We start from the raw sequence: 25,545 nt of genomic DNA on the forward strand, positions 1-25,545 counted from the left end.
CGCCCACCCGGCAAGAAGGTCAAGCGCCTCTCGCTGCTCTCCGGCGGCGAGCGCTCACTGGTCGCGGTCGCCTTCCTGGTCGCCCTGTTCAAGGCCCGCCCGTCCCCGTTCTACATCCTCGACGAGGTGGAAGCCGCCCTCGACGACACCAACCTCGGCCGCCTCCTGGAGATCTACGAAGAACTCCGCGAGAACAGCCAGCTCCTGGTCATCACCCACCAGAAGCGCACCATGGAGGTAGCCGACGCCCTGTACGGCGTCACGATGCGCGGCGACGGCGTCTCCGCCGTAATCTCCCAACGAATCCGCGAACCCGAGCCCGTCTAGGCGGTGATCGTCATCGAGGCGAGGTGGTCGCCCTGGACGGCGAAGGTGAAGTGGGACGGGCCGTTGAACCCCTGGCCGCCTACCTGGGTACGGACGGTCAGCGGGTTGCCGGGGGTGCTGACCTCGGTGCCGGTGAAGGTGGCCTGTTTCCCGATCAGTTCGCTGCTGCTCCAGGAGCGGATCTGGTCGGGGCCGTGGAACTCGCGGCCCCAGTCGTTCACGTAGCCGTCGGGGGCGAAGGCGGCGACGAACGCGTCGTTGTCGAGGGCGTCGATCGCGTCGAGGGCGCGCTGGACCGGTGCTGGGATCTCCTGGCTCATGCTTTCGACCATAGTTGAACCGATCGGGTGTTTCGCACGTGTGCGGGGTGATGGTGCTCGATCGAGGAGGCTCTCATGAAGCGTTTCGCCGGTGTGACGGGTGTGGTGGCGCTCGGTGTCGCGGGCTTGACTGCTTGTGGTGGCGGGAGCGGGTACGGCTCGGGGTCCAGTTCGGCGCCGGCGTCGGCTCCGGCGTCGAGTGCGGCGTCTAGTCCGGCCGGCGGTGCGGCGAAGCTCGGTACCGCGACCGTCGGCTCCCTCGGGAAGATCGTTGTCGACGGCAACGGGCGGACGGTGTACGTGTTCGACAAGGACAGCAAAGGCAAGTCCAACTGTGAAGGCGGCTGTCTGGCCCTGTGGCCGGCGGTGCCGTCCGGATCCGGGGCTCCCCAGCTGACCGGCATCGCCGCTTCGCTGGTCGGCACGATCACCCGGTCGGACGGCAGCAAACAGCTGGCCATCAACGGTATGCCGCTGTACCTGTACGCGCAGGACGCCCAGGCCGGTCAGGCCAAGGGCCAGGCCTTCGGCGGCATCTGGTGGGTCATCGGCGCGGACGGTAAGAAGATCACCGCCCACTCGGGTGGCTCGGGTAATGGCAACGGTTACTGATCGGACCCGTGCTGTGCTGGTGTCGGTACCCGCCGATGCCGGTATCGTGCGGTCGGTGGGTGACACCCCAGGGCGGCGTGATGCCGAGGCCCTGATCCGGGCGCTGTACGCCGAGCACGGGCGCAGCCTGCTCGCGTACGCGACCCGTCTCACCGGAGACCGGGCCGCGGCCGAGGACGTCGTACAGGAGACACTGCTGCGGGCGTGGAAGCACGCGGACGACCTGAACGCGGGCAAGGGCTCGGTGCGGGGCTGGCTGTTGACCGTGGCGCGGAACCTGGTCACCGACCGGGCGCGGGCGCGGGCCGCACGCCCGGTGGAGGTCGCGGACGTGGAGGACCGCCCGCCGGTGGAGGGAGATCACTCCGAGAACGTCGTCAACACCATGGTGGTGATGGAGGCGCTGGACAAGGTGTCCCCGGAGCACCGTGAGGTACTGGTGCAGCTGTACTACCGCGGCCGGTCCGTGGCAGAAGCTGCGAAGGAGCTGGGCGTGCCGCCCGGCACGATCAAGTCGCGTTCGTACTACGCCCTCCGAGCTCTGCGCGCGGTGCTGGCAGAGAAGACCACGGAGGTGTCCCATGAGTGAGCACGACCGTACCCAGCTGGGCGCCTACGCCCTCGGTGCGCTGGAGCCGGCCGAGGCTGCCGAGGTCGAGGCGCACCTGGCCACCTGTGCCGAGTGCCAGGACGAGCTGGCGGAGCTGACCGAGCTGAAGAACCTCCTGGGAGAGGTGCCGCCGGAGGCGTTCCTGGACGGCCCACCGGAGAACGGCGAGCTCATGCTGCAGCGGACTCTGCGTGAGGCCCGCGCGATGCCGCCTGTTGAGCTACCGGCACCCACACCGGTCAAGCGGCGCTCGCCGTGGCTGCTGATCGCAGCAGCGGCTGTAGTCGTTGCGGGCGCGCTGGGCGGCGGCGTGGCGATAGGACGGTCCAGCACGCCTAGCAGCGACCAGACGGTGGCAGGGTCCAGGCAGGTCACCACAGTGGACACCAACACCGGCGCCCGGATGGCTACGACCGTAGAGCCGCGGACGGGCTGGAGTTGGGTGCAGGTGCATGTGAGCGGTCTGAAGGCCGGTGACCAGTGCGAGATGGTCGTTACGGACAAGGCCGGCTACAGCTGGGTCGCGGGCAGCTGGCTGGTGTCGGAGAAGGCTGCCAAGAACGGCAGTACGTTCGGCGGCGGCGTACTCGTCCCACTCGACCAGGTGCACACCGTGGAGATCCGGACCGTCCAAGGACAGCATGTAGTCACCGCCACGCTGTAGGAGAAGATGGAGCTGTGGCTACTACCTCCGAGGACCTGCGAGAGCGCCGGAAGAACGCGGCGGACAACTGTGAGCGCTGGCTGTCGAACCGGCGGTTGCCGGCAGCGGAGCGACTGCGGCAGCTCGCGGAGGTGGTCACCGACGACCAAGTCGATGTCTACGGCAACGGTGGTGAGGTAGCGGCGCTGGAGCAGGAGGTGGCCGAGCTGCTCGGCAAACCGGCCGCCGTGTTCCTCCCGACAGGCATCTTGGCCCAGCAGGCCGTACTGCGTGTGTACGCCGACCGCGCCGGCAGTAGCCGGGTGGCCGTACACGGACTGGCCCACCTGCTGCTGCACGAGCTGAACGCGCTGGAAGAGGTCCACCACCTGCGCATCGAGCGGATGACGTCGGACCTGCGTCAGCCGCGCCCGGACGAACTGGCGGCGATCCCCGGCGAGCTGGCCGCCGTGACACTGGAGCTACCGCTGCGCGACGGCGGGTTCGTTCTGCCGACGTGGGACGAGCTGGTGATGTTCTCCGAGGCCTGCGCCGAGCGCGGCGTACCGCTGCATCTCGACGGCGCCCGCCTCTGGGAGAGCACGCCGTACCTGGGGCACAGCCTGGCCGAGGTCAGCGCGCTGGCGTCGACTGTGTACGTGTCGTTCTACAAGATCCTCGGCGGCATCAGTGGAGCAGCACTCGCCGGCCCGGAGGACGTGATCGCCGAGGTACGCCGCTGGCAGCGCCGTCTCGGCGGCAACCTGTACTCGTTGTTCCCGTACGCCGTGTCCGCGCGCCACGGCCTGCGCACGGTACTCCCACTGATGGACGACCTGCACCAGCGGGCCGTCGAGGTCGCGATGGCCTTGCAGAGCGAGGGTTTCCGGGTGTTTCCGGAGCCGCCGCACAGCAACTCGTTCCGGGTCTACGCGCCGCGGGCCGCCGAGTCGATGGAGCACGCCGCCGTCGCGCGGATGGAGCGGACGCGCGAGGCGTTGTGCGGTCCGTGGGAGTCGGCCGGAGTACCGGGGTGGTCGTGGATCGAGCTGGTGATGACGCCGATGACGCTGGACTGGCAGGTCGACGAAATCGCCAAGGCGTTCGGGGAACTTCTGACGCGCTAGCAACGTCAGGCACTGTGTTGGGTGTTGGGTGTTGGGTGTTGGGTGTGGGGTGTGGGGAACCGGGGAGAGAAGTGCTGACATTCGTCGTCACCATGGTTGTGTTGCTGGTTCTGTCGGGGCTCGTGCTGCTGGCCGTGGCGCGAGGTGAGGGGAAGCGTTTCGGCTAGCTGAGCGCGTCCACGATCGCGTTGACGATCGGGGCCGCGATGGTGATCGTCGGCAGCACGAGTAGCGCGACCGCGCCGGCGTAGGTGATCGCGGACAGCCCGCGTTCGTTCGCCGGCGGACCGGCCAGCCGCTGCACGCGCAGTACGGTCGCGGACTTGGCTGCCGCCAGAGCCGCGTCGGGCGCTGGTGCTCCGGCCAGGGCTACCAGTGCGCGGGCCAGCGGGCGTGGGCCGTTGCGGCGGCGGGCGTCGTCGTCCGCGAGCAGCTCGACCAGTGTGCGCGCCTGCTCCAGCGCTACGTCACTCCGTACCCAACGGGGGAACGCGTGGTGCAGTGCGGTGAACTCTTCGAGGACGAGGTCGTGGCGCGCGCGCAGGTGCGCCTGTTCGTGCGCCAGTACCGCCTTGAGCTCGCTGTCGTCCAGCCGGTCCAGTGCGCCGACAGACACGACAACCCGCGCACCACGCAGTGCGGGCAGACAGTACGCCAGTGGTGTCTTCTCGGCCAGCACGCGCAGTCCTGGGATCAGCCCGTCCGGTGTGGCCAGTACGTCGACCAGGTCGCGGTGCCGCTTGCGCCTGGCCCGCGTACCGACGGCTACCCGGCCGATCGCCCACAGCAGCCGTACGACGACCAGTGCCACCATGGCGAGGATCAGCGCGGCCAGGAGGTCCCGCGGCGCCGAGGGGTCGAACCGAGGATGCCCCGGCCGCCCTGCAATCCAGTAAGACAGCGCTATACCCGCGCCGAGTGCAGCCAGTACGGCGGCCAGCGCGATCGCCTGCCAGAGGATGACCGCGGCACGAGGGACCCGGTACGGCCACTCGGAACGAGCCAGTAGTGCTGGAGCCGGGCCGGTGAGTACCAGAGCCAGGACGGCCAGCAGGACCGGTGTGGTCACCCCTGGCTGTCCAACCTGGCCAGGGCATCACGCAGCAGCGCGGCCTCTTCGTCGGAGACCTGACCGACAAACCGGACCAGGGCCTCCCGGCGGTCACCAGCACGGTCCAAGGCGTCCCGCATGAGGTCGGCGGCCAGCTCTTCGCGTGGCGCGGCCGCGCGGTAGCGCCAGGCCTTGCCGTCGCGCTCGCGCTCGGTCAGCTTCTTCTTCGCCAGCCGGTCCAGAACGGTCATCACGGTGGTGTAGGCAAGCTCACGGGTCCGGGACAGCTGCTCGTGCACCTCACGCACGGTCAGTGCCGCCGAAGCCGCCCAGAGCTGCTCCATCACCAGGCGTTCCAGGTCCCCGAGGGGGCGTGGTCCCTTGTCCTCACTCGCCACGTGGCAAGTATAACTACAAGTCGTAGTAGATCTGCGCTAGCATCTACTACGACACGTCGTAGATGGCTGGGGAGGCCTTCCGATGGACACCCTGGATCTGGCGCGGTGGCAGTTCGCGATCACCACCGTGTACCACTTCTTCTTCGTCCCGGTGACGATATCGCTGGTCGCGATCACCGCCGGCCTGCAGACCGCCTGGTACCGGACCGGGAAGGAGAAGTACCTCCGGCTGACCAAGTTCTACGGGAAGCTGTTCCTGATCAACATCGCGATGGGTGTGGTCACCGGCCTGGTCCAGGAGTTCCAGTTCGGGATGAACTGGAGCGACTACTCGCGGTTCGTCGGGGACGTGTTCGGCGCCCCGCTGGCGCTCGAGGGCCTGCTCGCATTCTTCCTCGAGTCGACGTTCATCGGCCTCTGGATCTTCGGCTGGGACCGGCTCCCGCGCCTGGTGCACCTCGGTTGCATCTGGATGGTCGTGCTCGGGACCCAGCTCTCGGCGTACTTCATTCTCGCCGCCAACTCCTGGATGCAGCACCCGGTCGGCTTCCGCTACAACGCTGCACGGGGGCGGGCCGAGCTGACGGATCTGTGGGCGGTGCTGACCAACAAGGTCGTGCTGGTCACCTATCCGCACACGATCTTCGCCGCCTTCATGGTCGGCGGGGCGTTCGTCGCCGGGGTCGCGCTGTGGCACCTGCTCCGGCGGCCGGGCGTCGACAAGGACGTGTTCCGGAGCGCCCTGAAGATCGGCGCGTCCGTCGTACTGGTGGCGAGCGTCGGCGTCGCGATCAGCGGTGACCTGCAGGGCAAGGTGATGACCGAGGTGCAGCCGATGAAGATGGCGGCCGCCGAGGCGCTGTACGAGACCGAGAAGCCGGCGTCGTTCTCGGTGTTCACGGTCGGCACGCTGGACGGGTCGAAGGAGATCTTCTCGATCAAGGTGCCGTACCTGCTGTCGTTCCTGGCCACCGGGCACTTCGGCGGCGAGGTGAAGGGCGTCAATTCGCTGCAGGACGCGTACGAACAACTCTACGGCCCGGGGTCGTACAAGCCGAACATCCCGCTGGCGTACTGGACCTTCCGGCTGATGATCGGGGTCGGGATGCTGTCCGCGGCGATCGCGCTCTGGCTGCTGTGGACCACCCGCCGCGGCCGGGCGCCGGCCCACTGGCTGATCTGGGTGACCGCGCCGCTGCCACTGCTGCCGCTGATCGCGAACACCTTCGGCTGGGTGTTCACCGAGACCGGACGGCAACCCTGGCTGGTGTTCGGGTTGTTGCCGACGGCATCGGGTGTCTCGCCGGGAACGACGGGCGGCGAGGTGATCACGTCACTGGTCGGGTTCACCCTGCTGTACGGCGCGCTCGCGGTGGTCGAGACCAAGCTGATGTTGCGCACGATCCGGGGCGGCCTGGCCGGGACCGACGCTCCGCCGGCCGAGTCGGATCAGCCCGACAAACCACTGTCGTTCGCGTACTGAGGGGCTGCTCGAGATGGAACTGACAACTGTGTGGTTCATCGCGATCGCGATGCTCTGGACCGGGTACTTCGTACTCGAGGGGTTCGACTTCGGGGTCGGCATGCTGTACCGCGTGCTCGGCCGGAACGAGACCGAACGGCGGACCGCGATCGAGACCATCGGGCCGGTCTGGGACGGCAATGAGGTGTGGCTGATCATGGCCGGCGCGGCGACGTTCGCCGCCTTCCCGGAGTGGTACGCAACCCTGTTCAGCGGGTTCTACCTGCCGCTGTTCTTCATCCTGGTCGGCCTGATCGTGCGCGGCGTCGCGCTGGAGTACCGCGGCAAGCGCGACGATCCGGTCTGGCGGTCCCGGATGGACGTCATGATCGTGGTCGGCTCGGTGCTGCCGGCGCTGCTCTGGGGTGTTGCTTTCGGCAACATCGTGCGCGGGGTGCCGCTGGATGCCAGGTTCGAGTACGTCGGGAGCTTCGGGACGCTGCTGAACCCGTTCGCCCTGCTCGGCGGGCTGACCTTCGTGGCGGTGTTCGTCACGCACGGCGCGATCTTCCTGGCGCTGCGGACCACCGACGACCTGCGGGTGCGTGCGAACCGGCTCGCGACCCGGGTCGGGGTGGCCGGTGCGGTGCTCGCGATCGCCTTCCTGGTCTGGGCGCAGGCGTTGCGCGGTGGCACCGCGTCGGTCGTGATCACGGTCGCCGCGATCGTCGCCTTCGCCGGCGGTCTGGTCGCGAACGTGCTGCGCCGCGAGGGCTGGGCCTTCGTCGGTACGACGCTGGCGATCGGGCTGGCCGTGGTGTCGCTGTTCGTCGCGCTGTTCCCGGACGTGATGCCGTCGACGCTGCCAGGCACCTCCCTCACCGTTGCCGACGCCGCCTCCGCGCCCTACACGCTCAAGGCGATGACGATCATCACGGCGATCTTCCTGCCGCTGGTCCTGCTGTACCAGGGCTGGACGTACTGGGTGTTCCGCAAGCGGGTCGTGGCCGCATGAAACCGCTCGACCCGCGGTTGCTCAAGCGCGCACGTGGCGCACGGGTGTTCCTGGCGGCGTCAGTGCTGATCGGTGTGCTCAGTGGCGTGCTGATCATCGTGCAGGCGGTGCTGCTGGCGCATGGCATCGCAGGCGTCGTACTGCGGGGCAGCGGGGTCGGTGTGGTCGCGTGGGGGCTGGCTGCTGTCGTAGCCGGGCGGGCGTTGCTGGTGTGGGTGCAGGAGGTCGTTGCGCAACGTGCTGCGGCTGCGGTGAAGTCGACGCTGCGCCGCCAGGTGCTGGAGCATTCGTTGAAGCTAGGGCCGGTGTGGTTGAGCGGTGAGCGCAGCAGCGCGCTCACAACGCTGCTGACGAAGGGCCTGGACGATCTGGATCCGTACTTCGCCCGGTACCTGCCGCAGCTCGTGCTGGCGTCAACTGTGCCGGCTGGGGTGATCGGGTGGATGGCTACGGGCGATCTGATCGCTGCGGGGACCGTGCTGATCACGTTGCCGTTGATCCCGATCTTCATGGCGTTGATCGGCTGGGTGACCCAGGCACGGAGCAGGCGGCGGCAGCACGCGCTGGCGGTGCTGGCGCATCACTTCGCCGATGTTGTCGGTGGACTGACCACGTTGAAGCTGTTCGGCCGGGCGAAGGCGCAGGAGTCGGCTGTACGCCGGGTTACCGATCAGCACCGGGCTGCTTCGATGGGGAGTCTGCGCGTGGCGTTCTTGTCGTCGTTCGCGCTGGAGCTGCTGGCGAGCCTGTCGGTGGCGTTGGTCGCTGTTGGCGTTGGACTCCGGCTGGTGGACGGGAAGCTCGGGCTGGAGACCGCGTTGATGGTGCTGATCCTGGCCCCGGAGGCGTACCTCCCGCTGCGGCAGGTCGGCATGCAGTTCCACGCGAGCGCCGACGGGGTGGCCGCGAGTGAGGAGGTGTTCCGGGTGCTGGAGACACCGCTGCCGGAGCGCGGGGAGCGTACCGACGTACCGGATCTGCGGGTGACGCCGCTGCAGCTGTACGACGTGACCGTGACGTACCCGGGGAGGGAGACGCCGGCGCTCGACGGGTTCGACCTGGAGCTGCGGCCGGGGGAGGTGGTCGCGCTGACCGGTCCGAGCGGTGCCGGGAAGTCGACCGTACTGGCCGTCCTGCTCGGGTTCGTCGTACCTGACCGGGGGGTGGTCGTGGCCGGTGGCAGCGCGGCCGACGAGTTCGAGCCGTCCGAGTGGCGCCGCCAGTTCGCCTGGGTCCCGCAGACCCCCGGCCTCCGGCTGGGTACCGTCGCCGACAACGTCCGCCTCTCCCGCCCCGCCGCGACCGATGCCGAGGTCCGGGCCGCTCTGACCACCGCAGGCGCAGCCGACCTCCCCCTGGACAAGCCCGTAGGCGAACAAGGCCGCCAACTCTCCGGCGGCCAGCAACGCCGAGTAGCCCTGGCCCGAGCGCTCCTCACGGAAGCCCCCGTCCTCCTCCTGGACGAACCCACAGCCGGCCTGGACCCCGAAACCGAAGCAGAGGTCATCACAGCCCTCCGCACCACCGGCCGCACGATCCTCTTGGTAGCCCACCGCCCAGCCCTGATAGCAGCGGCCGACCGCACCGTCACCGTAGAAACCCGAGAGCTGGTGCACGCATGAAGGACTTGGTACGCCCGCAGCGCGGCGTCGGGTGGCGGTTGGCGCTGGCGCTTGTGCTTGGGGTTGCTGCGGCCGGTTCTGCGGTGGCTTTGCTGGCGACTTCTGCCTGGTTGATCACGGCTGCTTCCGCTCAGCCGCCTGTGCTGCTGTTGATGGTGCCGATCGTGGCCGTACGGGCGTTCGGGGTCGGGCGTGGGGTCTTCCGGTACGTCGAGCGGCTCGTGGGGCACGACGCGGCGTACCGGGTGCTGGGGGAGACCCGGGCTCGGGTGACCGGGCGGTTGGCGGGGCTCGCGCCGTTGAACAGTCAGCGGAAGGGGGACCTGCTGGCGCGGCTGGTGCTGGACGTGGATGCGGTGCTGGACCTGTGGCTGCGGGTGCTGCTGCCCGTGGCGGTTGCAGCGGTGACAGCTACGGCAACGGTCGCTCTCCTCGCCCTGTTGCTTCCAGCAGCGGGTGCAGCCGTCGCTCTGGCGGTTCTTGTCGCCTGCACCGTCGTACCGTGGCTCACCGCCCGCACAGCCGAGCACGCCGAGCGCAGCATCGCCGGCGCCCGCGGTGACGTAGCAGCCACCACCACCGAGACCCTGCTCACCGCGGCCGACGTACTCGCCTATAACGCCGTAGACACCGTTCTGAACGACTTCTCCCGCCGCGACGCCCGCCTGGCAGCCGCCGAGCGTCGGTCCGCCTGGAGCACTGGCCTAGGGAGCGCCCTGCTCGTCCTGTGCGTCGGCGGTGCCAGCATCGCCGCCCTGGTTCTCGGCAGTACGGCGAACATCACCGGCGCGGTCTTCGCCGTACTGGTCCTCACCCCACTCGCCCTGGCCGACGTACTGGGCGGCATCCCGGCGGCCGCCCAACTGGCCATCCGCGTCCGAGCGTCCCTCGCCAGGGTCCAAGAGCTCATGGACACCCCACAACCAGTCACCGACCCCTCCGACCCCCTCCCGCTCCCACCCGGCCGAGACCTCCAGGTGAACCTCCTACGAGTCGGGTACGACGACACCGACGTACTGGACGGCCTCAGCCTGGACATGCCCGCCGGGAGCCGTGTGGTGATCACAGGACCGAGCGGATCGGGCAAGAGCACCCTTGCAGCCGTCCTGCTCCGCTTCCTCGATCCACGCGGCGGAGAGGTCCTCCTGGACGGCGTAGACCTGTCCAGGCTCGAAGGCGACCAAGTACGCACCGTTGTCGGCCTGCTGACCCAGGAGAGCCACGTCTTCGACACCAGCATCCGGGAGAACCTGCTGCTCGCGAAGCCCGGCGTGAGCGACCTGCAGCTGTGGAAGGCGCTCTACCGCGCCCGCCTCGGTGTCTTCGTCGAGAACCTGCCGGACGGCCTCGACACCATGGTCGGCGAGCACGGCGCCCGCCTGTCCGGTGGTGAGCGCCAACGGCTCGCCTTCGCCCGCCTCCTGCTCGCCGACCGCGACGTACTCGTCCTGGACGAGCCCACCGAGCACCTGGACGAGGAGACCGGCAGGGCCCTCCTGCACGACCTCTACGCGGCGGCAGGCGACCGGACCGTGGTCCTGCTCACCCATCGCCCCGAGCTGGTACCTCCTCACGTACCGCGACAACTGGTTTGCCTGACGTGACGAATGCGGGCGGCGGGCCCCCTGTCTGTCAAGATGGGGAACCGTGTTGACCCCACAGCTCGTATCGCTGCTCACCGATCAGGCCCTGATCACGATCGTGGTCGTGATCGCGGTCGTTCTGGTCGTCGGTACCACCGGTCTGGTCGTCGCCCGGCGGCGCCGCGGGGAGTTGCCGTCGGCCACCAAGCCGGCCGTCGAGGCGCCGGAGACCACCGCCGAACCGCAGGTCGGTGACGACGCCGAGGAGCCGCGCGACACCGCGACCCGCACGCTCGAGGACACCGATCTCCCGGACACCGAGCTCCCGGACAGTGCGACCGGCGGCACGGCGACGGTCGAGAAGCCCGAGTCCGCGCAGGGCCGGCTGGTCCGGCTCCGGGCCCGGCTGGCCCGCTCGCAGGGCTCGCTCGGCAAGGGCCTGCTCGCGCTGCTGTCCCGGGACAAGCTCGACGAGGAGGCGTGGGAGGACATCGAGACCACGCTGATCACCGCCGACGTCGGTGTGGCGCCGACGCAGGAGCTGGTCGAGAAGCTGCGGACGCGGATGCGCGTCGAGGGTGCCGGCGCCGCCCAGGCCCGGCAGATCCTCCGCGAGGAGCTGATCGCGCTGGTCGACCCCAAGCTCGACCGGACGCTGAACGTGACCCGCAAGGAGGCCCAGCCGGCGGTCGTGCTGGTGGTCGGCGTGAACGGCACCGGCAAGACGACCACGGTCGGCAAGCTGGCCCGCGTCCTGGTCGCCGAGGACAAGCACGTGGTGCTCGGCGCCGCGGACACGTTCCGCGCGGCCGCGGCCGACCAGCTGCAGACCTGGGGCGAGCGTGTGGGCGTCCGGACCGTCCGCGGCCCGGAGGGCGGTGACCCGGCCAGCATCGCGTTCGACTCGGTCAAGGAGGGCATCGCGGAGGAGGCCGACGTCGTCCTGGTCGACACCGCCGGCCGCCTGCACACCAAGACCGGGCTGATGGACGAGCTCGGCAAGGTGAAGCGGGTGATCGAGAAGTCGGCTGAGGTCGACGAGGTGCTGCTGGTGATCGACGCCACCACCGGCCAGAACGGGCTGACCCAGGCGCGGGTGTTCGCGGAGGTCATCAACGTCACCGGCCTGGTGCTCACCAAGCTGGACGGTACGGCGAAGGGCGGCATCGTGATCGCCGTCCAGCGCGAGCTCGGCGTACCGGTGAAGCTGGTCGGCCTGGGCGAAGGTGCGGACGACCTGGCGCCGTTCGACCCGGAGCAGTTCGTCGACGCGCTGCTGGACTGAGCGAAGGGGATCGGGATGACCAAGTTCATGCTGCTGATGAACATGGACGGCGGGAACTGCGACACTCCGATGCTGGAGTGGGACCAGGCCGACATGGACGCGCACATGAAGTACCTGGGCGACCACGTGGAGCGGTTGCGGCAGAGCGGCGAGCTGGTCGAGGTGAACGCGCTGACCTGGCCCAAGCACGCCAAGGTGGTCCGCGCGAGCGGTGTGAGCGCGCCTGTCCTGACCGACGGCCCGTACGCCGAGTCCAAGGAGGTCCTGGCCGGCTACACGCTGATCGACGTGGCGTCGGAGGAGCGCGCGCTGGAGATCGCCGCGGAGCAGTCCAGCGCTCCGGGGCCGGGCGGCGTACCGCTGGAGCAGCCGATCGAGGTCCGTCGGCTGATGGACGCGGATGGCGACCTCGAAGACTTCTGAGCAGGGCTTTGAGGACCTGCTGCGTGAGCTGACACCGCAGGTGCTCGGCGCGGTCGTGCGCTGGTCCGGCGACTTCGCTGCGGCCGAGGACGCCGTACAGGAGGCCCTGGTCGCGGCTGCGACCACTTGGCCGCGGGACGGCCGGCCGGACAACCCGAAGGCCTGGCTGATCCAGACGGCCTCACGGCGCTTCATCGACGAGGTACGCCAGCAGCAGGCCCGGCGGCGCCGTGAAGAGCGTGCTGCACTGCGCGAAGTGCCGCTGGGAGAGGTCGAGGAGTACGACGACACGCTCCGGCTGCTGTTCCTGTGCTGCCACCCCACGCTCACACCGGCGTCGGCGATCGCGCTGACGCTCCGAGCCGTCGGCGGACTGACCACGGCCGAGATCGCGACGGCGTACCTCGTACCGGAAGCGACGATGGCGCAACGGATCAGCCGCGCCAAACAGAAGCTGAAGGGCGCCAGCTTCGAGCTGGACGCCGACGCGGACAGGCTGCGTAACGTGCTGCATGTCCTCTACCTGATGTTCAACGAGGGCTACACGAGCACCAGCGGGCCAGAGCTGCACCGCAGCGACCTCTCGAGCGAGGCGATCCGCCTGACCCGCGCCGTACGCGCACAGCTCCCAGACGACGGACAGGTCACCGGGCTGCTCGCTCTGATGCTGCTGACGGACGCCCGGCGCGCAGCACGAACCGGTACGGGCGGGAAGCTCATCCCGCTCGCCGAGCAGGACCGGTCGCTGTGGGACCACGCGTACATCACCGAGGGCGTCGCGCTGGCGGTGGAGGCGTTCGACACCCCACCGTTGGGGGAGTACCAGTTGCAGGCGGCCATCGCCGCGCTGCACGACGAGGTGGACCGCGCCGAGGATACCGACTGGCCGCAGATCCTCGCGCTGTACGGGCTGCTGGAGAATCTGTCCGGCAACCCGATGGTGAAGCTCAACCGGGCGATCGCCGCGGCCATGGTGGACGGCCCTGACGCCGGCCTGAAGCTCCTCGAACCCCTGGACGGCGAGCTGGCCGGCCACTACCGCCTGGACGCCACCCGCGGGCACCTGTACGAGATGCGCGGCGACCACGAGACCGCCGCCCGGCACTTCCGAGCGGCGGCCCGTGGTACGACGAGCGTGCCGGAACGCGACTACCTGCTGGCCAAGGCAGAAACGCTCAGCTAGTACGCCGGTGACCGCCGACCGGGGACCTGGTGTCCAGGATGGCGTCGTCCGCGGCAGCAGACAGGTCGTTCCACCACAACACCTCTCCGGCTGGTGCCTGCTGCTCCTGCTGAACCGGCGTGTCCGGCAGCTTGCCCAGCCGCTCCACCTGCTCGGCCAGTGCGTCGAGCACCGACCGCAGCTGCACGTGAGCGACCCGGGTGAACGTCCGCACGTACTCCAACTCGGCCACTGGGGCATCAGCGACCGGGATGTGCTTCACGGCGGACTCCACCGAGTCGTGCGCCTGCTTCAACGCCTCACGCTGCTGCGATCGGGCGTTCTCCACCAGGTCCTTGGCGTACTGCTCTGCCTCGGCCACCAGGTTGTCGGCGATCTGCTGCGCCTGGCTGAGCAACCCGACCGCGTGCGCGGTGATGTGCGCCCGCTGCTCGGTGTCGGTGGTGCTCTGCCGCAGCCGCTCCACCTCGGCCCGCAGCTCAGCCCGGTCGGCGTCGGCGTACTCGACCTGCTCCGACAGGTCGGCCAGGTACGCCGACACCTCCGTGGTGTCGTAACCCTTCCGGCGGATGCTGAACAGCTGGTTCCGGATCGAGTACGGCGATTGCGCGGGCTTGCGGCCGAACGGGTCTTGGCGCGTCACTGCTGACTCCCTGCCGAGGTGGTGGTCCCCAAGGATTCGGTGTGGATGGCGTCGGCCGGCATCCCGGCCGCGGTGAGCTCCGCGACCGTGTGCCGGACCATCGAGGGCGAACCGCACACCAGGGCGGTGCGGCCGGCCCACGGCCCCTGGGCGGCGGCGACCGCGCCCACCTGGCCACGCTGACCGGGGTACGACGTGTCGTCCGACACCACTGGGGTGTAGCTGAACCAAGGCCTCTGGGTGAGGCTGGTCAGCTGTCGGTGCTCGTACAGGTTCCACGGCATCCGGGCGCCGTGGAACAGGTGTACGCGCGGTACCGGCCGGTCGGCGGCCTGCCGGTCGAGGTGCTCGAGCATCGCCCGGAACGGCGCCAGCCCGGTACCGCCCGCGATCATCACCACGTCGCGGCCCGTGTCGGCCGGTAGCTTGAGCGAGTCGCCGACCGGCGCACCGAGCCGGACCGCGTCACCGCGCTTCAGCGACCGCACCGCCGGACCGCTGACCTGCCCGCCCGGGACCAGCCCGATGTGCAGCTCGATCGAGCCGTCCGGCCGTGGGGCGTTCGCCGGCGTGTAGTAGCGCCAGCGCCGCGGCCGGTACGGGATCTCCATCGCCACCGACTGGCCGGGCAGGTAGTCCAGCGGCTGCTCCGGGTGGATCTGCACGACCGTGACGTCCATCGTGCGGCGGTCCACGCCGAGCACCTCGCCGGTCCACCACGCGGGCGCGTCGTCCTCCGCGGACTCCTCGGCGGCCTGGACCATCACGCTGGAGACCAGTCCGTAGGCCGCGGCCCAGTCGGCCGCCAGATCGGGCGTCCAGGCAGCACCCAGGAAGTGCTGCAGGGTGGCGAGCAGGGACGCGCCGACCGCCGAGTAGTGGTCGGCGACGGCCCCGAAGCGCCGGTGGTCGCGACCGAGCTGCTGCAGGAACGGCACCACCTCGTCGAGCTGTGAGGCGTTGCTGACCACGGCGCCGAGGGCACCGACCAGCTTGTCGCGCTGCGCGGCCATCGAGACCGGGAACATCTCCCGGACCTCGGGGTGCGACAGGAACAGGTGGGAGTAGAAGAACAACGGGACCTCGTCGCCGGCTTTGGCGACCAGGGCCCAGCTGTTCTTGAGTGCGGCCGGGTCCATCCCGGCGTCAGTTGGCGCTGACGATGTCGCCCTGGGTCGCGCCCAGCGCCTTCACCACCCGGCCGATGATGTCGTCCGGCACCTCGTGCGCCTCCAGCGCCCCGACCAGGTGCACCACCACCCGGCCGAAGTCGCCGCCGGTGATCCCGCGGCCCTGGTGCGCGTCGGCCAGCGCCTGGCCCTCGTACGTCACCGGGCCGCCCATCACCTGCGAGACCAGCTGCACCTGGTGCCGCTTGAGCCGGCTGAGGTCGCTGTTCGTGAAGTAGCCGCTGAGCTGCGGGTCCGCGAGGACGTTCCGGTAGAAGAGCTCCACCACCGATGCGATCGCCGGGCCCCCGCCGACCGCGTCGTAATCCGTGCCGTCCGGTGTCATCTCGACCACGGCGCAACCATCTCCCAACCTCGAAATTCGGTCCCCGAGCGGTGACGATCCGAGCACTCGTGGGTGTCGTGGTCAAGCGCAAGACCGGTAATTCCCGTATTTCGTCCGATGATCGTGCCACCTGGTTTGAGGCCCGTCCGGGCGGGTAGGAACAGAGTCGGGAAGAACGTTGCCAACGGCAATAATCAAACGTACTTTTCAAACCCGGCGGCGATTCCGGAGTTTGTTGCCAGCAGCAACCGAAGTAGGATCCGCGCCTTGTACGGGTCGAGGAACCCGGCGTCGACCAGGCCGCGCCGCAACAGATCGGTTTCCGCGCCGGGCGAGTGGTACGTGTTCCGCACCACCGATCCGGCGCCGGTCCGCGACGTCAGTACGACGGGGATCCGGGCCGCGAGCTCTCCGAGCACGGGAGCGAGCGCGGCCGGTACGTGGCCGACGCCGTATCCGGCGACGACGAGGCCCTGGTGGGTGTCGGCCAGGCCCTGCAGCAGTAGACCGTCGTCGTCCATGGTGACCGTGTAGAGCGCCACCCGGATGCTGTTGAGGTCAGCGCCGCCCTGGAGGCTGTCCAGCCGCTGTGGGCGTGTGAGTACGCGGACCCGGTCCTCGACGACATGGCCGAGCGGGCCGGTGTTCGGCGACTTGAAGGTCGCAGTACTCGTGCTGTGCGTCTTGCGGACCCAGCGTGCCGCGTGGATCTCCTCGTTGAAGACGACCAGCGCGCCCAGATCGCGCGCCGCGGGGGAGCAGGCGACCCGCAGGGCGGCCAGTAGGTTCGCGGGGCCGTCAGGGCCGGCCAGTGTTGGGTTTCGCATCGCACCGGTGAACACGAGCGGCTCCTGGTGCGGCCAGACCAGGTCGGCCAGGAAGGCGCTCTCCTCGAGCGTGTCGGTGCCCTGCGTGATCACAGCGCCAGTCGCACCGGCCGCAATGGCGTTGGAGGCAGCGTTGACGACCTCTAGCAGTTTTGCGGCGGTCAGGTTGGCGCTGGGGATCTTCTCGACGTCCTGGATCGCCACCTCGTGCCCGAGGTCGGAGAGACCTGGCATCGCGGCTGTGAGGTCCGCACCGGTCAGGCGACGGCTGCCGGCCATCGAGATCGTCCCGCCCAGTGTGAACAACGCGACGGTCACCGGGTGCGGGCCCTGACGTGCATGCGTTCGCCCTGGGGGCCGAACAGGCCTAGCACTTCCGTCGGTCCGGGGCCTGGGTTGGAGAACCAGTGCGGGACCCGGCAGTCGAACTCGACCGCCTCGCCCTCCTTGACGATGAAGTCCTGGTCGCCGAGCTTCAAGCGGATGCGTCCGGACAGTACGTAGAACCAGTCGTAGCCCTCGTGGGTCTTCTGTTCGACGTCGTTGCCCGGGTAGCCCTCAGGGAGGATCTGCTTGAACGCCTGCAACCCGCCAGGCCGGCGGCTCAAGGGAATGTGGATGCTGCCGTGCCGCTTGATCGGTTTGGCGTAGATCCGGGGGTCGCCGGTCGGCGGTGCGTCCACCAGTTCGTCCAGCTGGACCTGGTGTGCCCGCGCCAATGGCAGCAGTAGCTCCAGGGTCGGTTTGCGCTGGCCGGACTCCAGCCGGGACAGGGTGCTGACCGAGATCCCGGTTGCCTCGGACAGCTGTGCCAGGGTGGTGCCGCGTTCGGTCCGCAGTGCCCGCAGCCGGGGGCCGACCGACTCCAGGACGTCGTCGTCGTTTGCCATACCGGCAACTGTACTTGTCGAAAATGAAAATCACCACGCATCCTCGGACCATGACCTCGAGAACACAGAAGTACGACGTGATCGTGATCGGCGGCGGTGCGGCCGGGTTGGGCGGTGCGCTGGCACTGACCCGGTTCCGCCGGTCGGTCCTGGTGATCGACGACGGTACGCCGCGCAACGCGGTCGCCGACGGTGTCCACAACTACCTCACGCGGGACGGCGTACCGCCTGCGGAGATCTACGCGATCGGCCGTCAGGAGGTACAGGGGTACGGCGGTGAGTTCGCTGACGGCACGGTGACGACGGCGCGGCGCACGGACGACGGGTTCGTGGTGGAGCTCGCTGACGGTACGTCGTACCAGGGCAGGCGGTTGCTGGTGACGACAGGGCTCGCTGACGTGCTGCCGGACGTACCTGGGCTGGCTGAGCGCTGGGGGAAGGACGTGGTGCACTGCCCGTACTGCCACGGCTGGGAGGTACGGGACCAGGCGATCGGCGTGCTGGCGACCAGCTCGATGGCGATCCACCAGGTGCAGCTGTTCCGGCAGCTGAGTGACGACGTGACGCTGTTCCTGCACACTGCGCCGGACCCGACCGAGGAGCAGTGGGAAGAGCTGGCTGCTCGTGGAATCGCCGTAGTACAAGGCAAAGTCGAGCAGGTGGAGGTGGCAGACGGCAAGATCACCGGCGTACGACTGGAGGGCGGCAGGGTGATCCCGCGGCAGGCGCTCGCGATTCAAACAACCGTTCGCGCCAGGGCCGGGTTCTTGGCCGACCTGGGACTGGAAACGACCATGGTGGAGGCCAACGGCGTTGAGGTCGGTACTGCGGTCCAGGTCGACGCCAGGGGCGCTACACAGGTGCCAGGCGTCTTCGCAGCCGGCAACGTGAGCAGCCCGATGGCCCAGGTGATGTCGTCCGCGGCAGCCGGGCTGATGGCCGCCGGTGGCATCAACTTCGACCTCATCAACGAAGACACCCGTCAGGCAGTAGCCGCCCGCAGTAGTTGAGGAGTTGAATAGGTCCGGGAGGGCGGATGCGCGACACGGTCGACCCGGATTTCGCCTCGTTCGTCGATGCACGACAGGGCAGATGGCTGCGTACGACGTACCTGGTGTACGGCGACCTGCAACGAGCTGAGCAGGTACTGCTGCGCGCCTTCGCGCGGCTGTCGACGCGCTGGACCAGGGTGGACGACCCGGACGTCTTCGTCCAGCGCTTGCTCTACCAGCCCGCTCTACGGCCCTGGAACCGCGACAAGCCGTTCCAGGGCGACGAGGACCCGGTCAAGCGTGCCCTGGCCGAGCTGACACCTGCACAGCGCACGGTGTTCGTCCTGCTGCATCTGGAGGAGCTGACCGAGTTCGAGATCGCCGACCTGCTCGGGATGTCGCACCCCGCCGTACACACGCACGGCGTGACCGCACTCGGCCGCTTCCGTACTGCGCTCGGCGCGGGCAACTGGCGGGATGCCACATGAGGCGCGAGGACGTACCACCGCTGCTGGTCCAGGCAGGGGACCTGCTGCCGGAGCCTGACCTGGCGGACGCGGCCTGGGCCGCCGGACTGGCGGCACGGCGTCGTCAGCGCCGTACCGTCCTGCTCGGAGTCCTGCTGGTGCTGGTGGTGCTGATCGTCCTGTCGGTCCTGATCGAGGCCGGTTAAGGCTCCATGATCGTCCGCAACGTCAGCTCGGCCAGCCGGTCCGCCTCCTCCGGCGGTGGCATCGGCTGGCCGGTCAGCGCGCGGACCACGAACACCCCGGCCAGCCACTCCACCATCAGCACCGGATCCGCGGAGCTCTTGATCCGCTCGCCGCGGGCCCTGGCCCGCTCCAGTGCCTGCGCGGTCAGCTCGATCCGGCGCTCGAGCACCCCGCGGTACACCGCCGCGGACCGCTCGTCCCGGTTCGCCTCGGAGACCGCGAGCCGGATCATCGCCCGGCCGCGCTCGCTGTTCGCGAACGCCAGCGCGACCCGGTAGACCTGGCGCAGGTCACCGCCGATCGAACCGGTGTCCGCGTCCGGGATCTCCAGGTCGAACAGGTCGGACATGGCGTCGTTGGCGAGCAGCTCCTTGCTGGCCCACCGCCGGTAGATCGTCGCCTTGCCGACCCCCGCGGCCTCGGCGACGTCGTCCACCGTCATTCCGTCGAATCCGCGCTCCAGCAGCAGCTGCACGGCGTACCGGCGGATCCTCGGTTCCGCTTCCGGATCGCGTGGCCTGCCGCGACGCGACCGGACCCCTTGGCTCGGCTCCATCACGTGGTTCCCCAGGTCGGACGGGTGCAGTGGCGCGGCTGCGGCCCGTGTGGTCCAGGCCAGAGTGCCACACTCCGCTCCGTAGTGGGCGACGTCACCTCGATGTCACCTGGGAGCCCGCTTTGTCACATGCCTGAAACAAACCGACCGATCGGCTGAAACCGCGCCTCGGCACCGTGTCCGGTGTGGCCGAGCGGCGGGCTCCCCGGCGTTGTGGAGACCTCCCGGACTGAGGACGCCGGCCACCCCGTTCGATCGAAGGGATGACGTTGATGGAGATCAACGCCGGCGATACCGCCTGGGTGCTGGCCAGTGCCGCCCTGGTGATGCTGATGACCCCGGGCCTGGCTTTCTTCTACGGCGGCATGGTGCGCGTGAAGAGCGTGCTCAACATGATGATGATGAGCTTCGCCACCATCGCCGTCGTCACCATCCTCTGGGTGGTGGTCGGCTACTCGCTGACGTTCGCGGGTGACACCGGGCACGTGATCGGGAACTTCTCGGAGGTCGGCCTGAAGGGCCTGCTCGATCCGAAGGCGGTGAGCGGGACGACGCCCACGCTCGCTTTCGTCGCCTTCCAGATGATGTTCGCGATCATCACCCCGGCGCTGATCTCCGGCGCGATCGCCGACCGGGCCACGTTCCGCGGCTGGATCGCGTTCGTGGTCGGCTGGACCTGCCTGGTGTATTTCCCGGTCGCGCACTCGGTGTGGTTCCTGGACAAGGGCAACGGCGGCTGGATCGGTGACAAGCTGAAGGCAGTCGACTTCGCCGGCGGTACGGCGGTGCACGTGAACGCCGGTGCGGCGGCGCTGGCGCTGGCGATCGTGCTCGGTAAGCGGATCGGCTGGAAGAAGGACCCGATGCGGCCGCACAGTCTGCCGCTGGTGCTGCTGGGTGCCGGGCTGCTGTGGTTCGGCTGGTTCGGGTTCAACGCCGGCTCGGCGCTGTCCGCGGGCACTACTGCTTCTGTGACGTTCGTGAACACCCAGGTGGCCACGGCCGCCGCGGTGATCGGCTGGCTGATCGTGGAGCGCCTCACCCACGGCAAGGCCACCACACTGGGCCTGGCGTCCGGTGCGGTCGCCGGTCTGGTCGCGATCACCCCGTCCTGTGGCGCGGTCACCCCGATCGGCGCGATCATCCTCGGCCTGCTGGCCGGTGCGATCTGCGCGTTCGCGGTGTCGCTGAAGTACAAGCTCGGCTTCGACGACTCGCTCGACGTGGTCGGCGTCCACCTGGTCGGCGGTCTGTTCGGCTCGCTGGCGATCGGCCTGCTCGGCTCGGCGGCGGCGCCGTCCGCGGTCAGCGGCCTGTTCTACGGCGGCGGCGTGTCCCAGCTCGGCCGGCAGGCGCTGGCCAACCTGGTCGTCGGGGTCTACTCGTTCGGGGTCGCGTTCATTCTCGGCAAGGTGATCGACAAGACCATCGGGTTCCGGCTCACGGAGGACGACGAGGTCACCGGTGTCGACCAGGTCGAGCACGCGGAGACGGCGTACGACTACCTGGGCGCCGCCGGGCTGCGCGGCGCGCTGTCGGCCCGCCCCGTCGCCGCACCGGCACCGGCCGCGAAGGACAATGACGCCACCGGCACCTCCGAGAAAGAAGAGGCGAACGCATGAAGCTGATCACCGCCGTGGTGAAGCCGCACAAGCTCGAGGACGTGCGGGCCGCGCTGGAGACGTTCGGCGTCACCGGGATGACGGTCACCGAGGCGAGCGGGTACGGGCGGCAGAAGGGCCACACCGAGGTCTATCGTGGCGCCGAGTACGAGGTGGACCTGGTGCCGAAGGTGCGACTCGAGGTGGTCGTCGAGGACGGTGACGGCGCCGACGTGGTGGACGTGATCGTGAAGGCCGCGCAGACCGGCAAGATCGGTGACGGCAAGGTGTGGGTCACCCCGGTCGAGACGATCGTCCGGGTCCGCACGGGTGAACTGGACGGAGACGCACTGTAGATGGTGGCTGCGTAGATGGTGGACCGGGCAGAGCAGCGGCGGGTTCGGGCCGAAGAGGCCGACGAGCTGCTGCGACTGCTGCTCGCGAAGGCCTGTGACGCCCTCGGTGTACCTGCCGAGGGCGTCGCGCTGGTCGCGGTGGGCGGCTACGGGCGCGAGGAGTTGTCGCCGTACAGCGATCTCGACGTGATGCTCGTGCACGCCGAGGGGTACCCGCGGATCGACGAGCTGGCTGCCCAGATCTGGTACCCGCTGTGGGACTCCAGGACCAAGCTGGACCACAGCGTCCGCACCCTGGCCGAGGCGCAGCAGGCCGCCGCAGCTGACGACCGGGTGGCGCTGGGCCTGCTGGACGCACGGCACGTCGCAGGCGACACCCACCTGACCCTGCAGCTCCGGTCGGTACTGATGGCCGACTGGCGACGTACGGCGAAGTCCCGGCTGCCCGGGCTGGCGCAGGCGTGCCGGGACCGAGCCTCGACGGTCGGAGAGCTCGCGCACCTCGCAGAGCCGGACCTGAAGGAGGCGTACGGCGGTCTGCGGGACGCCGTCGTACTGCGTGCACTGGTGGCGTCCTGGCTGATCGACGTACCGCACCCCGTGGTGGAGCGGGCACGACGTGACCTGCTGGAGATCCGCGACGTACTGCATGAGGTGGCAGGGCGGGCGACTGACCGGCTGGTGGCCGACCTGGCCGGCGAAGTGGCGGCAGGGCTCGGGTTGTCGGGGCGGGACGAGCTGCTGCGGCACGTGTACGCGACCGGGCGGACCCTGGCGCATGTGTGCGACGTGTCGTGGCGACGCGTCGAGAGCTTGATGACGAAGCCGCCGCGGTCCCGGCGCCGTCACAGGTCCGGCGGGCCGTTGCTGCTCGCGCTGGACGAAGGTGTGGGTCAGCACGAGGGTGAGGTCGTGCTCATGCCGGACGCGCGCCCGGAGCGCAACCCGGTGCTCGGTCTGCGTGCTGCGGCTGTAGCTGCCGACAGAGAGCTGGTGCTCTCGCCTGCCGTCTGTGCGCGGCTCGCTGCGTCGGCTGCTGACTTCCCGGAGCCATGGCCGGGGGAGGCGCGGCGGTTGCTGTGCGCTCTGCTCGGTGCTGGTTCCGGTCTGCTCGAGGTGTGGGAGGCGCTGGACCAGGCCGGGTACATCTCGCGGTTGTTGCCCGAGTGGGACGCCGTACGGTTCCGGCCGCCGCAGTCGGCGATCCACCGGTTCACCGTCGACAGGCACCTGCTGGAGACGTGTGTCGAGGCGTCGGCGATGGTACGCGACGTACGGCGGCCTGACCTGTTGCTGGTCGCTGCCCTGGTGCACGACCTCGGCAAGGGGCTGGACGGCGATCACAGCGTGACCGGTGCGCGCATTGCGGCCCGGGTTGCTCGCCGGATCGGTTTCAACGAGACGGACGCCGACACGATCACGCTGCTGGTCCGTCAGCACCTGATACTCGCGCAGGTGGCCACCCGGCGCGACCTGGACGACCCGATGACGGTGGACATGGTCGCGGGCATCGCCCGCAGCACCGAGACTCTGGACCTGCTGGAGGCGTTGACGTACGCCGACGCGCGGGCGGCCGGTCCGGCGGCGTCGTCGCCGTGGCGGATGCGGCTGGTGGGCGACCTGTGCCGTCGGGTACGCACCGAGCTCGCAGGTGGCGAGAGCATGTGGACCGAGACCCCACCGGTGCCTGTGCCGGTGCTGCACCAGGTGGTGGGTGTTGGGCGGCTCGGAGTCACGGTGACCGAGCACCACGGTGACCTGCGCGTCAACGTCGCCGTACCCGACCAGGTCGGCACACTGTCGACTGTTGCCGCAGTGCTGGCCGTAGAGCGGCTGGCGGTGCGGTCTGCTGTCGTGACGTCCGTTGACGGTCTCGGGATCTCACAGTGGACAGTTGCTGGATCGCCTCCCGATCCGGTGCGTCTGCGGGACCGCCTGGCGGTAGCGCTGCGGGACTCGGCGGACGTCGTACGGCGGTTGGCTGCGCGGGACTCCGCACAGGCACGTGTTGCCAGTCGTGTCGACTTGTTGGCGGAGGCGTCCGAGACGGCAACGGTGCTTCAAGTACGAGCACACGACCGGCCAGGGCTGCTGTACGACGTCACAGCGGCTATTGCTGCTACTGGCGCGGACATCCGGTCTGCACACGTCAGCACGCTCGGTGCGGAGTGTGTGGACGTTTTCTATCTCACGGATCGCCATGGCTCCCCGCTTGAACCTGAAGACGCGCGGACGACCGCCAAGTCGGTGCTGGATCGGTTGAGCTTCTAATCTCGCTACGTGGATCTAGTAGAGGCACTGCAACGACAGGCGACCGCCTGCGAGGACCTGGGGTCTCCGATGTACGCCGACCTGCTCCGGCTCCTCGTCGACGACTACGAGGTTGGTGGCGTGTCGGTACGGGTGCTGGAGGGCTACGACGGCCGGTCCTTCGGGGAGGCGGTCGGCTTACGGCTGCTGGCCGCCGTACACGGTCTGGTGCTGTCCGGTACGGCGCCTGAGCTTGCCGCGTTCTACCCGAGTACGGGCGGTACGTGGGACCCCGTGCTCGGGTGGGAGGCGTTCGAGCAGGTCTTACAGTCGCGGCTGGGGGAGGTGCGGTCGCTGTTGACACAGCCGCCGCAGACGAACGAGGTCGGCCGGGCGGCCGCGCTTTACGGCGGCCTGCTGCGGCTGGTGGAGGAGGTGCCGCGACCGGTACGGCTGTTCGAGATCGGCGCCAGCGGCGGGCTGAACCTGCGCGCGGACCAGTACCGGTACGTGGCGGGCGGTACGTCGTACGGGCCGGCTGACAGCCCTGTCGTGTTCGACCCCGCGTGGTCGGGCAAGGTCCCGTCGGTCGACCTGCGGATCGCGGAACGAGTCGGCTGCGACATAGCCCCCGTGGATCCGCTGACCGACGACGGTGCGCTCACGTTGACGTCGTACGTCTGGCCGGACATGACCGACCGCCTGACCCGGCTGCGCGGCGCCCTGGCGATCGCGCACGACGTACCGGCCGACGTACGGCCAGAAGACGCCGTCTCGTTCCTCCAGGGCCTGGAACTCTCCGAGGGCCACGTGACGGTCGTCTGGCACTCGATCATGTGGCAGTACCTCCGCCGCCCCGACCGCACCGCCATCGAGACCCGCCTGACCGAACTAGGCGCCCAAGCCACGGCCACCACACCACTGGCCCACCTGAGTCTCGAACCACACCGCGTCGTCACGCCCGACGGCTACGAGTACCGCATCAACCTCCAGACCTGGCCCACTGGCAAAACCCGCACACTAGGCACTGCCACACCCCACGGCCAGGACCTGGTGTGGACGTGATCGACTACCTGTCCAGTCCGGCCGGCCGGACCTATCGCTACCTGCTGACCGTGCCGGACGCAGCGGTCGCAGACGTGGCCGGCGAGCTGGACGTGGATCCTCTGACGGCAACAGGGCTGCTGGACGACCTGTGCGGCCGCGGGCACGCCGAACGGCGCGGTGACCGGTACGTCGCCGTACCGCCCGCCACCGTCCTTCAACCGGAGCTGTTGGCGCGTGAGGACGAGCTGCGCCAGGCCCGCGTGCTCGTCGACGAACTCCTCGAGCTGCAGCGGGAGCGGTCCGGCGGCGTGAACCGGTACGTCGAGCTGATCGAGTCCCGCGACGAGCTGCAGCGCCGGGTGCTGCGGCTGCAGACCGACGCGACGATGGAGTACCTGGCGCTCGTCAAGGCGACCACCGTCGCGGTGCACCCGGGGGAGTCGCCGGTGGTGACGGCCGAACAGGTCCGGGCGGTGTTCGAGCTGGACATCCTG

General features: G+C 69.2%; 29 protein-coding genes. 20 read left to right on the top strand and 9 right to left on the bottom strand.

Going from position 1 to position 25,545, the window contains the following annotated elements; translation table 11 throughout:
* On the top strand, positions 1-327 hold a 327-nt coding region (locus VFF46_RS06065; RefSeq protein ID WP_325036025.1), incomplete at its 5' end, for an AAA family ATPase.
* Here the strand turns inward: VFF46_RS06065 and VFF46_RS06070 are convergent.
* A complete protein-coding gene (locus VFF46_RS06070; protein ID WP_325036026.1) occupies positions 324-647 on the bottom strand; it encodes a nuclear transport factor 2 family protein in 324 nt (107 codons plus the stop codon). The two genes, VFF46_RS06065 and VFF46_RS06070, sit on opposite strands and share 4 nt — an antisense overlap.
* Before the next feature lie 75 nt (positions 648-722).
* Between VFF46_RS06070 and VFF46_RS06075 the strand changes: the two genes are divergently transcribed.
* From VFF46_RS06075 to VFF46_RS06090, 4 genes are read left to right on the top strand one after another with little or no spacing between them, the layout of a single operon-like run.
* Complete coding sequence (locus VFF46_RS06075; protein ID WP_325036027.1) at positions 723-1,259, top strand: hypothetical protein; 537 nt, start codon at positions 723-725, stop codon at positions 1,257-1,259.
* 55 nt (positions 1,260-1,314) lie between these two features.
* Entirely contained in the window at positions 1,315-1,848 is a 534-nt protein-coding gene (locus VFF46_RS06080; RefSeq protein ID WP_325036028.1) for a sigma-70 family RNA polymerase sigma factor, read from the top strand.
* Positions 1,841-2,533, top strand: coding sequence for a zf-HC2 domain-containing protein (locus VFF46_RS06085; protein WP_325036029.1), 693 nt, complete (start codon positions 1,841-1,843; stop codon positions 2,531-2,533). The genes VFF46_RS06080 and VFF46_RS06085 overlap by 8 nt, the downstream gene beginning before the upstream one ends.
* A 14-nt stretch (positions 2,534-2,547) precedes the next feature.
* On the top strand, positions 2,548-3,639 hold the full coding sequence (locus tag VFF46_RS06090; RefSeq protein WP_325036030.1) for a threonine aldolase family protein: 1,092 nt from the start codon (positions 2,548-2,550) through the stop codon (positions 3,637-3,639).
* A 163-nt stretch (positions 3,640-3,802) separates the two neighbouring features.
* Here the strand turns inward: VFF46_RS06090 and VFF46_RS06095 are convergent, their stop codons facing one another.
* Together VFF46_RS06095 and VFF46_RS06100 are read right to left on the bottom strand one after the other, a co-directional pair.
* Positions 3,803-4,708, bottom strand: a complete 906-nt coding sequence (locus VFF46_RS06095) for a M56 family metallopeptidase (RefSeq protein WP_325036031.1) — start codon at positions 4,706-4,708, stop codon at positions 3,803-3,805.
* Complete coding sequence (locus tag VFF46_RS06100; RefSeq protein WP_325036032.1) at positions 4,705-5,088, bottom strand: BlaI/MecI/CopY family transcriptional regulator; 384 nt, start codon at positions 5,086-5,088, stop codon at positions 4,705-4,707. The genes VFF46_RS06095 and VFF46_RS06100 overlap by 4 nt, the downstream gene beginning before the upstream one ends.
* Before the next feature lie 82 nt (positions 5,089-5,170).
* Here VFF46_RS06100 and VFF46_RS06105 point away from each other — a divergent pair, with 82 nt between their 5' ends.
* From VFF46_RS06105 to VFF46_RS06135, 7 genes are read left to right on the top strand one after another with little or no spacing between them, the layout of a single operon-like run.
* A complete protein-coding gene (locus VFF46_RS06105) occupies positions 5,171-6,571 on the top strand; it encodes a cytochrome ubiquinol oxidase subunit I (protein ID WP_325036033.1) in 1,401 nt (466 codons plus the stop codon).
* 13 nt (positions 6,572-6,584) lie between these two features.
* Entirely contained in the window at positions 6,585-7,565 is a 981-nt protein-coding gene (gene cydB, locus VFF46_RS06110; protein ID WP_325036034.1) for a cytochrome d ubiquinol oxidase subunit II, read from the top strand.
* Positions 7,562-9,187 carry a thiol reductant ABC exporter subunit CydD gene (cydD, locus tag VFF46_RS06115; RefSeq protein ID WP_325036035.1) on the top strand — a complete coding sequence of 542 codons (1,626 nt, stop codon included), beginning with the start codon at positions 7,562-7,564 and terminating at the stop codon, positions 9,185-9,187. The genes cydB and cydD overlap by 4 nt, the downstream gene beginning before the upstream one ends.
* The gene (cydC, locus tag VFF46_RS06120; protein ID WP_325036036.1) at positions 9,184-10,791 is read left to right on the top strand and encodes a thiol reductant ABC exporter subunit CydC; all 1,608 of its coding nucleotides are present in this window, start codon (positions 9,184-9,186) and stop codon (positions 10,789-10,791) included. The genes cydD and cydC overlap by 4 nt, the downstream gene beginning before the upstream one ends.
* Positions 10,792-10,834: 43 nt before the next feature.
* On the top strand, positions 10,835-12,055 hold the full coding sequence (ftsY, locus tag VFF46_RS06125; RefSeq protein WP_325036037.1) for a signal recognition particle-docking protein FtsY: 1,221 nt from the start codon (positions 10,835-10,837) through the stop codon (positions 12,053-12,055).
* Between the two features lie 15 nt (positions 12,056-12,070).
* Entirely contained in the window at positions 12,071-12,478 is a 408-nt protein-coding gene (locus VFF46_RS06130) for a YciI family protein (RefSeq protein ID WP_325036038.1), read from the top strand.
* On the top strand, positions 12,456-13,661 hold the full coding sequence (locus VFF46_RS06135; RefSeq protein WP_325036040.1) for an RNA polymerase sigma factor: 1,206 nt from the start codon (positions 12,456-12,458) through the stop codon (positions 13,659-13,661). The genes VFF46_RS06130 and VFF46_RS06135 overlap by 23 nt, the downstream gene beginning before the upstream one ends.
* Here the strand turns inward: VFF46_RS06135 and VFF46_RS06140 are convergent.
* The 5 genes from VFF46_RS06140 to VFF46_RS06160 all read right to left on the bottom strand — a co-directional run bounded on the left by VFF46_RS06140 (position 13,654) and on the right by VFF46_RS06160 (position 17,536).
* Positions 13,654-14,304, bottom strand: coding sequence for a DivIVA domain-containing protein (locus VFF46_RS06140; protein ID WP_325036041.1), 651 nt, complete (start codon positions 14,302-14,304; stop codon positions 13,654-13,656). The two genes, VFF46_RS06135 and VFF46_RS06140, sit on opposite strands and share 8 nt — an antisense overlap.
* On the bottom strand, positions 14,301-15,443 hold the full coding sequence (locus VFF46_RS06145) for a globin domain-containing protein (RefSeq protein WP_325036042.1): 1,143 nt from the start codon (positions 15,441-15,443) through the stop codon (positions 14,301-14,303). The genes VFF46_RS06140 and VFF46_RS06145 overlap by 4 nt, the downstream gene beginning before the upstream one ends.
* Before the next feature lie 7 nt (positions 15,444-15,450).
* The gene (locus tag VFF46_RS06150) at positions 15,451-15,819 is read right to left on the bottom strand and encodes a group 1 truncated hemoglobin (protein WP_325036054.1); all 369 of its coding nucleotides are present in this window, start codon (positions 15,817-15,819) and stop codon (positions 15,451-15,453) included.
* A 194-nt stretch (positions 15,820-16,013) separates the two neighbouring features.
* The gene (locus VFF46_RS06155) at positions 16,014-16,964 is read right to left on the bottom strand and encodes an asparaginase (protein ID WP_325036043.1); all 951 of its coding nucleotides are present in this window, start codon (positions 16,962-16,964) and stop codon (positions 16,014-16,016) included.
* The gene (locus VFF46_RS06160; protein WP_325036044.1) at positions 16,961-17,536 is read right to left on the bottom strand and encodes an XRE family transcriptional regulator; all 576 of its coding nucleotides are present in this window, start codon (positions 17,534-17,536) and stop codon (positions 16,961-16,963) included. Before VFF46_RS06160 ends, VFF46_RS06155 begins: the two co-directional genes overlap by 4 nt.
* A 50-nt stretch (positions 17,537-17,586) precedes the next feature.
* Between VFF46_RS06160 and VFF46_RS06165 the strand changes: the two genes are divergently transcribed.
* Genes VFF46_RS06165 through VFF46_RS06175 form a run of 3 tightly spaced genes read left to right on the top strand, consistent with a single transcriptional unit; the run spans position 17,587 to position 19,201 of the window.
* Positions 17,587-18,546 (top strand): NAD(P)/FAD-dependent oxidoreductase, encoded by a 960-nt coding sequence (locus VFF46_RS06165; RefSeq protein WP_325036045.1) that lies wholly within the window; start codon positions 17,587-17,589, stop codon positions 18,544-18,546.
* Positions 18,547-18,572: 26 nt separating this feature from the next.
* Positions 18,573-19,016, top strand: a complete 444-nt coding sequence (locus VFF46_RS06170; RefSeq protein WP_325036046.1) for an RNA polymerase sigma factor — start codon at positions 18,573-18,575, stop codon at positions 19,014-19,016.
* On the top strand, positions 19,013-19,201 hold the full coding sequence (locus VFF46_RS06175; RefSeq protein ID WP_325036047.1) for a hypothetical protein: 189 nt from the start codon (positions 19,013-19,015) through the stop codon (positions 19,199-19,201). The genes VFF46_RS06170 and VFF46_RS06175 overlap by 4 nt, the downstream gene beginning before the upstream one ends.
* On the opposite strand, the gene VFF46_RS06180 is transcribed toward VFF46_RS06175, so the two are convergent.
* Positions 19,198-19,716: a TetR/AcrR family transcriptional regulator gene (locus VFF46_RS06180; RefSeq protein WP_325036048.1), complete on the bottom strand. Its 519-nt coding sequence runs from the start codon at positions 19,714-19,716 to the stop codon at positions 19,198-19,200. The genes VFF46_RS06175 and VFF46_RS06180 overlap by 4 nt on opposite strands.
* A gap of 344 nt (positions 19,717-20,060) precedes the next feature.
* Here VFF46_RS06180 and VFF46_RS06185 point away from each other — a divergent pair, with 344 nt between their 5' ends.
* The 5 genes from VFF46_RS06185 to VFF46_RS06205 form a co-directional block, all read left to right on the top strand.
* On the top strand, positions 20,061-21,419 hold the full coding sequence (locus tag VFF46_RS06185) for an ammonium transporter (protein ID WP_325036049.1): 1,359 nt from the start codon (positions 20,061-20,063) through the stop codon (positions 21,417-21,419).
* Positions 21,416-21,754 (top strand): P-II family nitrogen regulator, encoded by a 339-nt coding sequence (locus VFF46_RS06190; protein WP_325036050.1) that lies wholly within the window; start codon positions 21,416-21,418, stop codon positions 21,752-21,754. The genes VFF46_RS06185 and VFF46_RS06190 overlap by 4 nt, the downstream gene beginning before the upstream one ends.
* Before the next feature lie 15 nt (positions 21,755-21,769).
* On the top strand, positions 21,770-24,025 hold the full coding sequence (locus tag VFF46_RS06195) for a [protein-PII] uridylyltransferase (RefSeq protein WP_325036051.1): 2,256 nt from the start codon (positions 21,770-21,772) through the stop codon (positions 24,023-24,025).
* Positions 24,026-24,034: 9 nt separating this feature from the next.
* Positions 24,035-25,069: a DUF2332 domain-containing protein gene (locus VFF46_RS06200; protein WP_325036052.1), complete on the top strand. Its 1,035-nt coding sequence runs from the start codon at positions 24,035-24,037 to the stop codon at positions 25,067-25,069.
* On the top strand, positions 25,060-25,545 hold a 486-nt coding region (locus VFF46_RS06205; protein WP_325036053.1), incomplete at its 3' end, for a hypothetical protein. The genes VFF46_RS06200 and VFF46_RS06205, both read left to right, overlap by 10 nt.

Source organism: Kribbella sp., assembly GCF_035655035.1.
Classification (GTDB): domain Bacteria; phylum Actinomycetota; class Actinomycetes; order Propionibacteriales; family Kribbellaceae; genus Kribbella.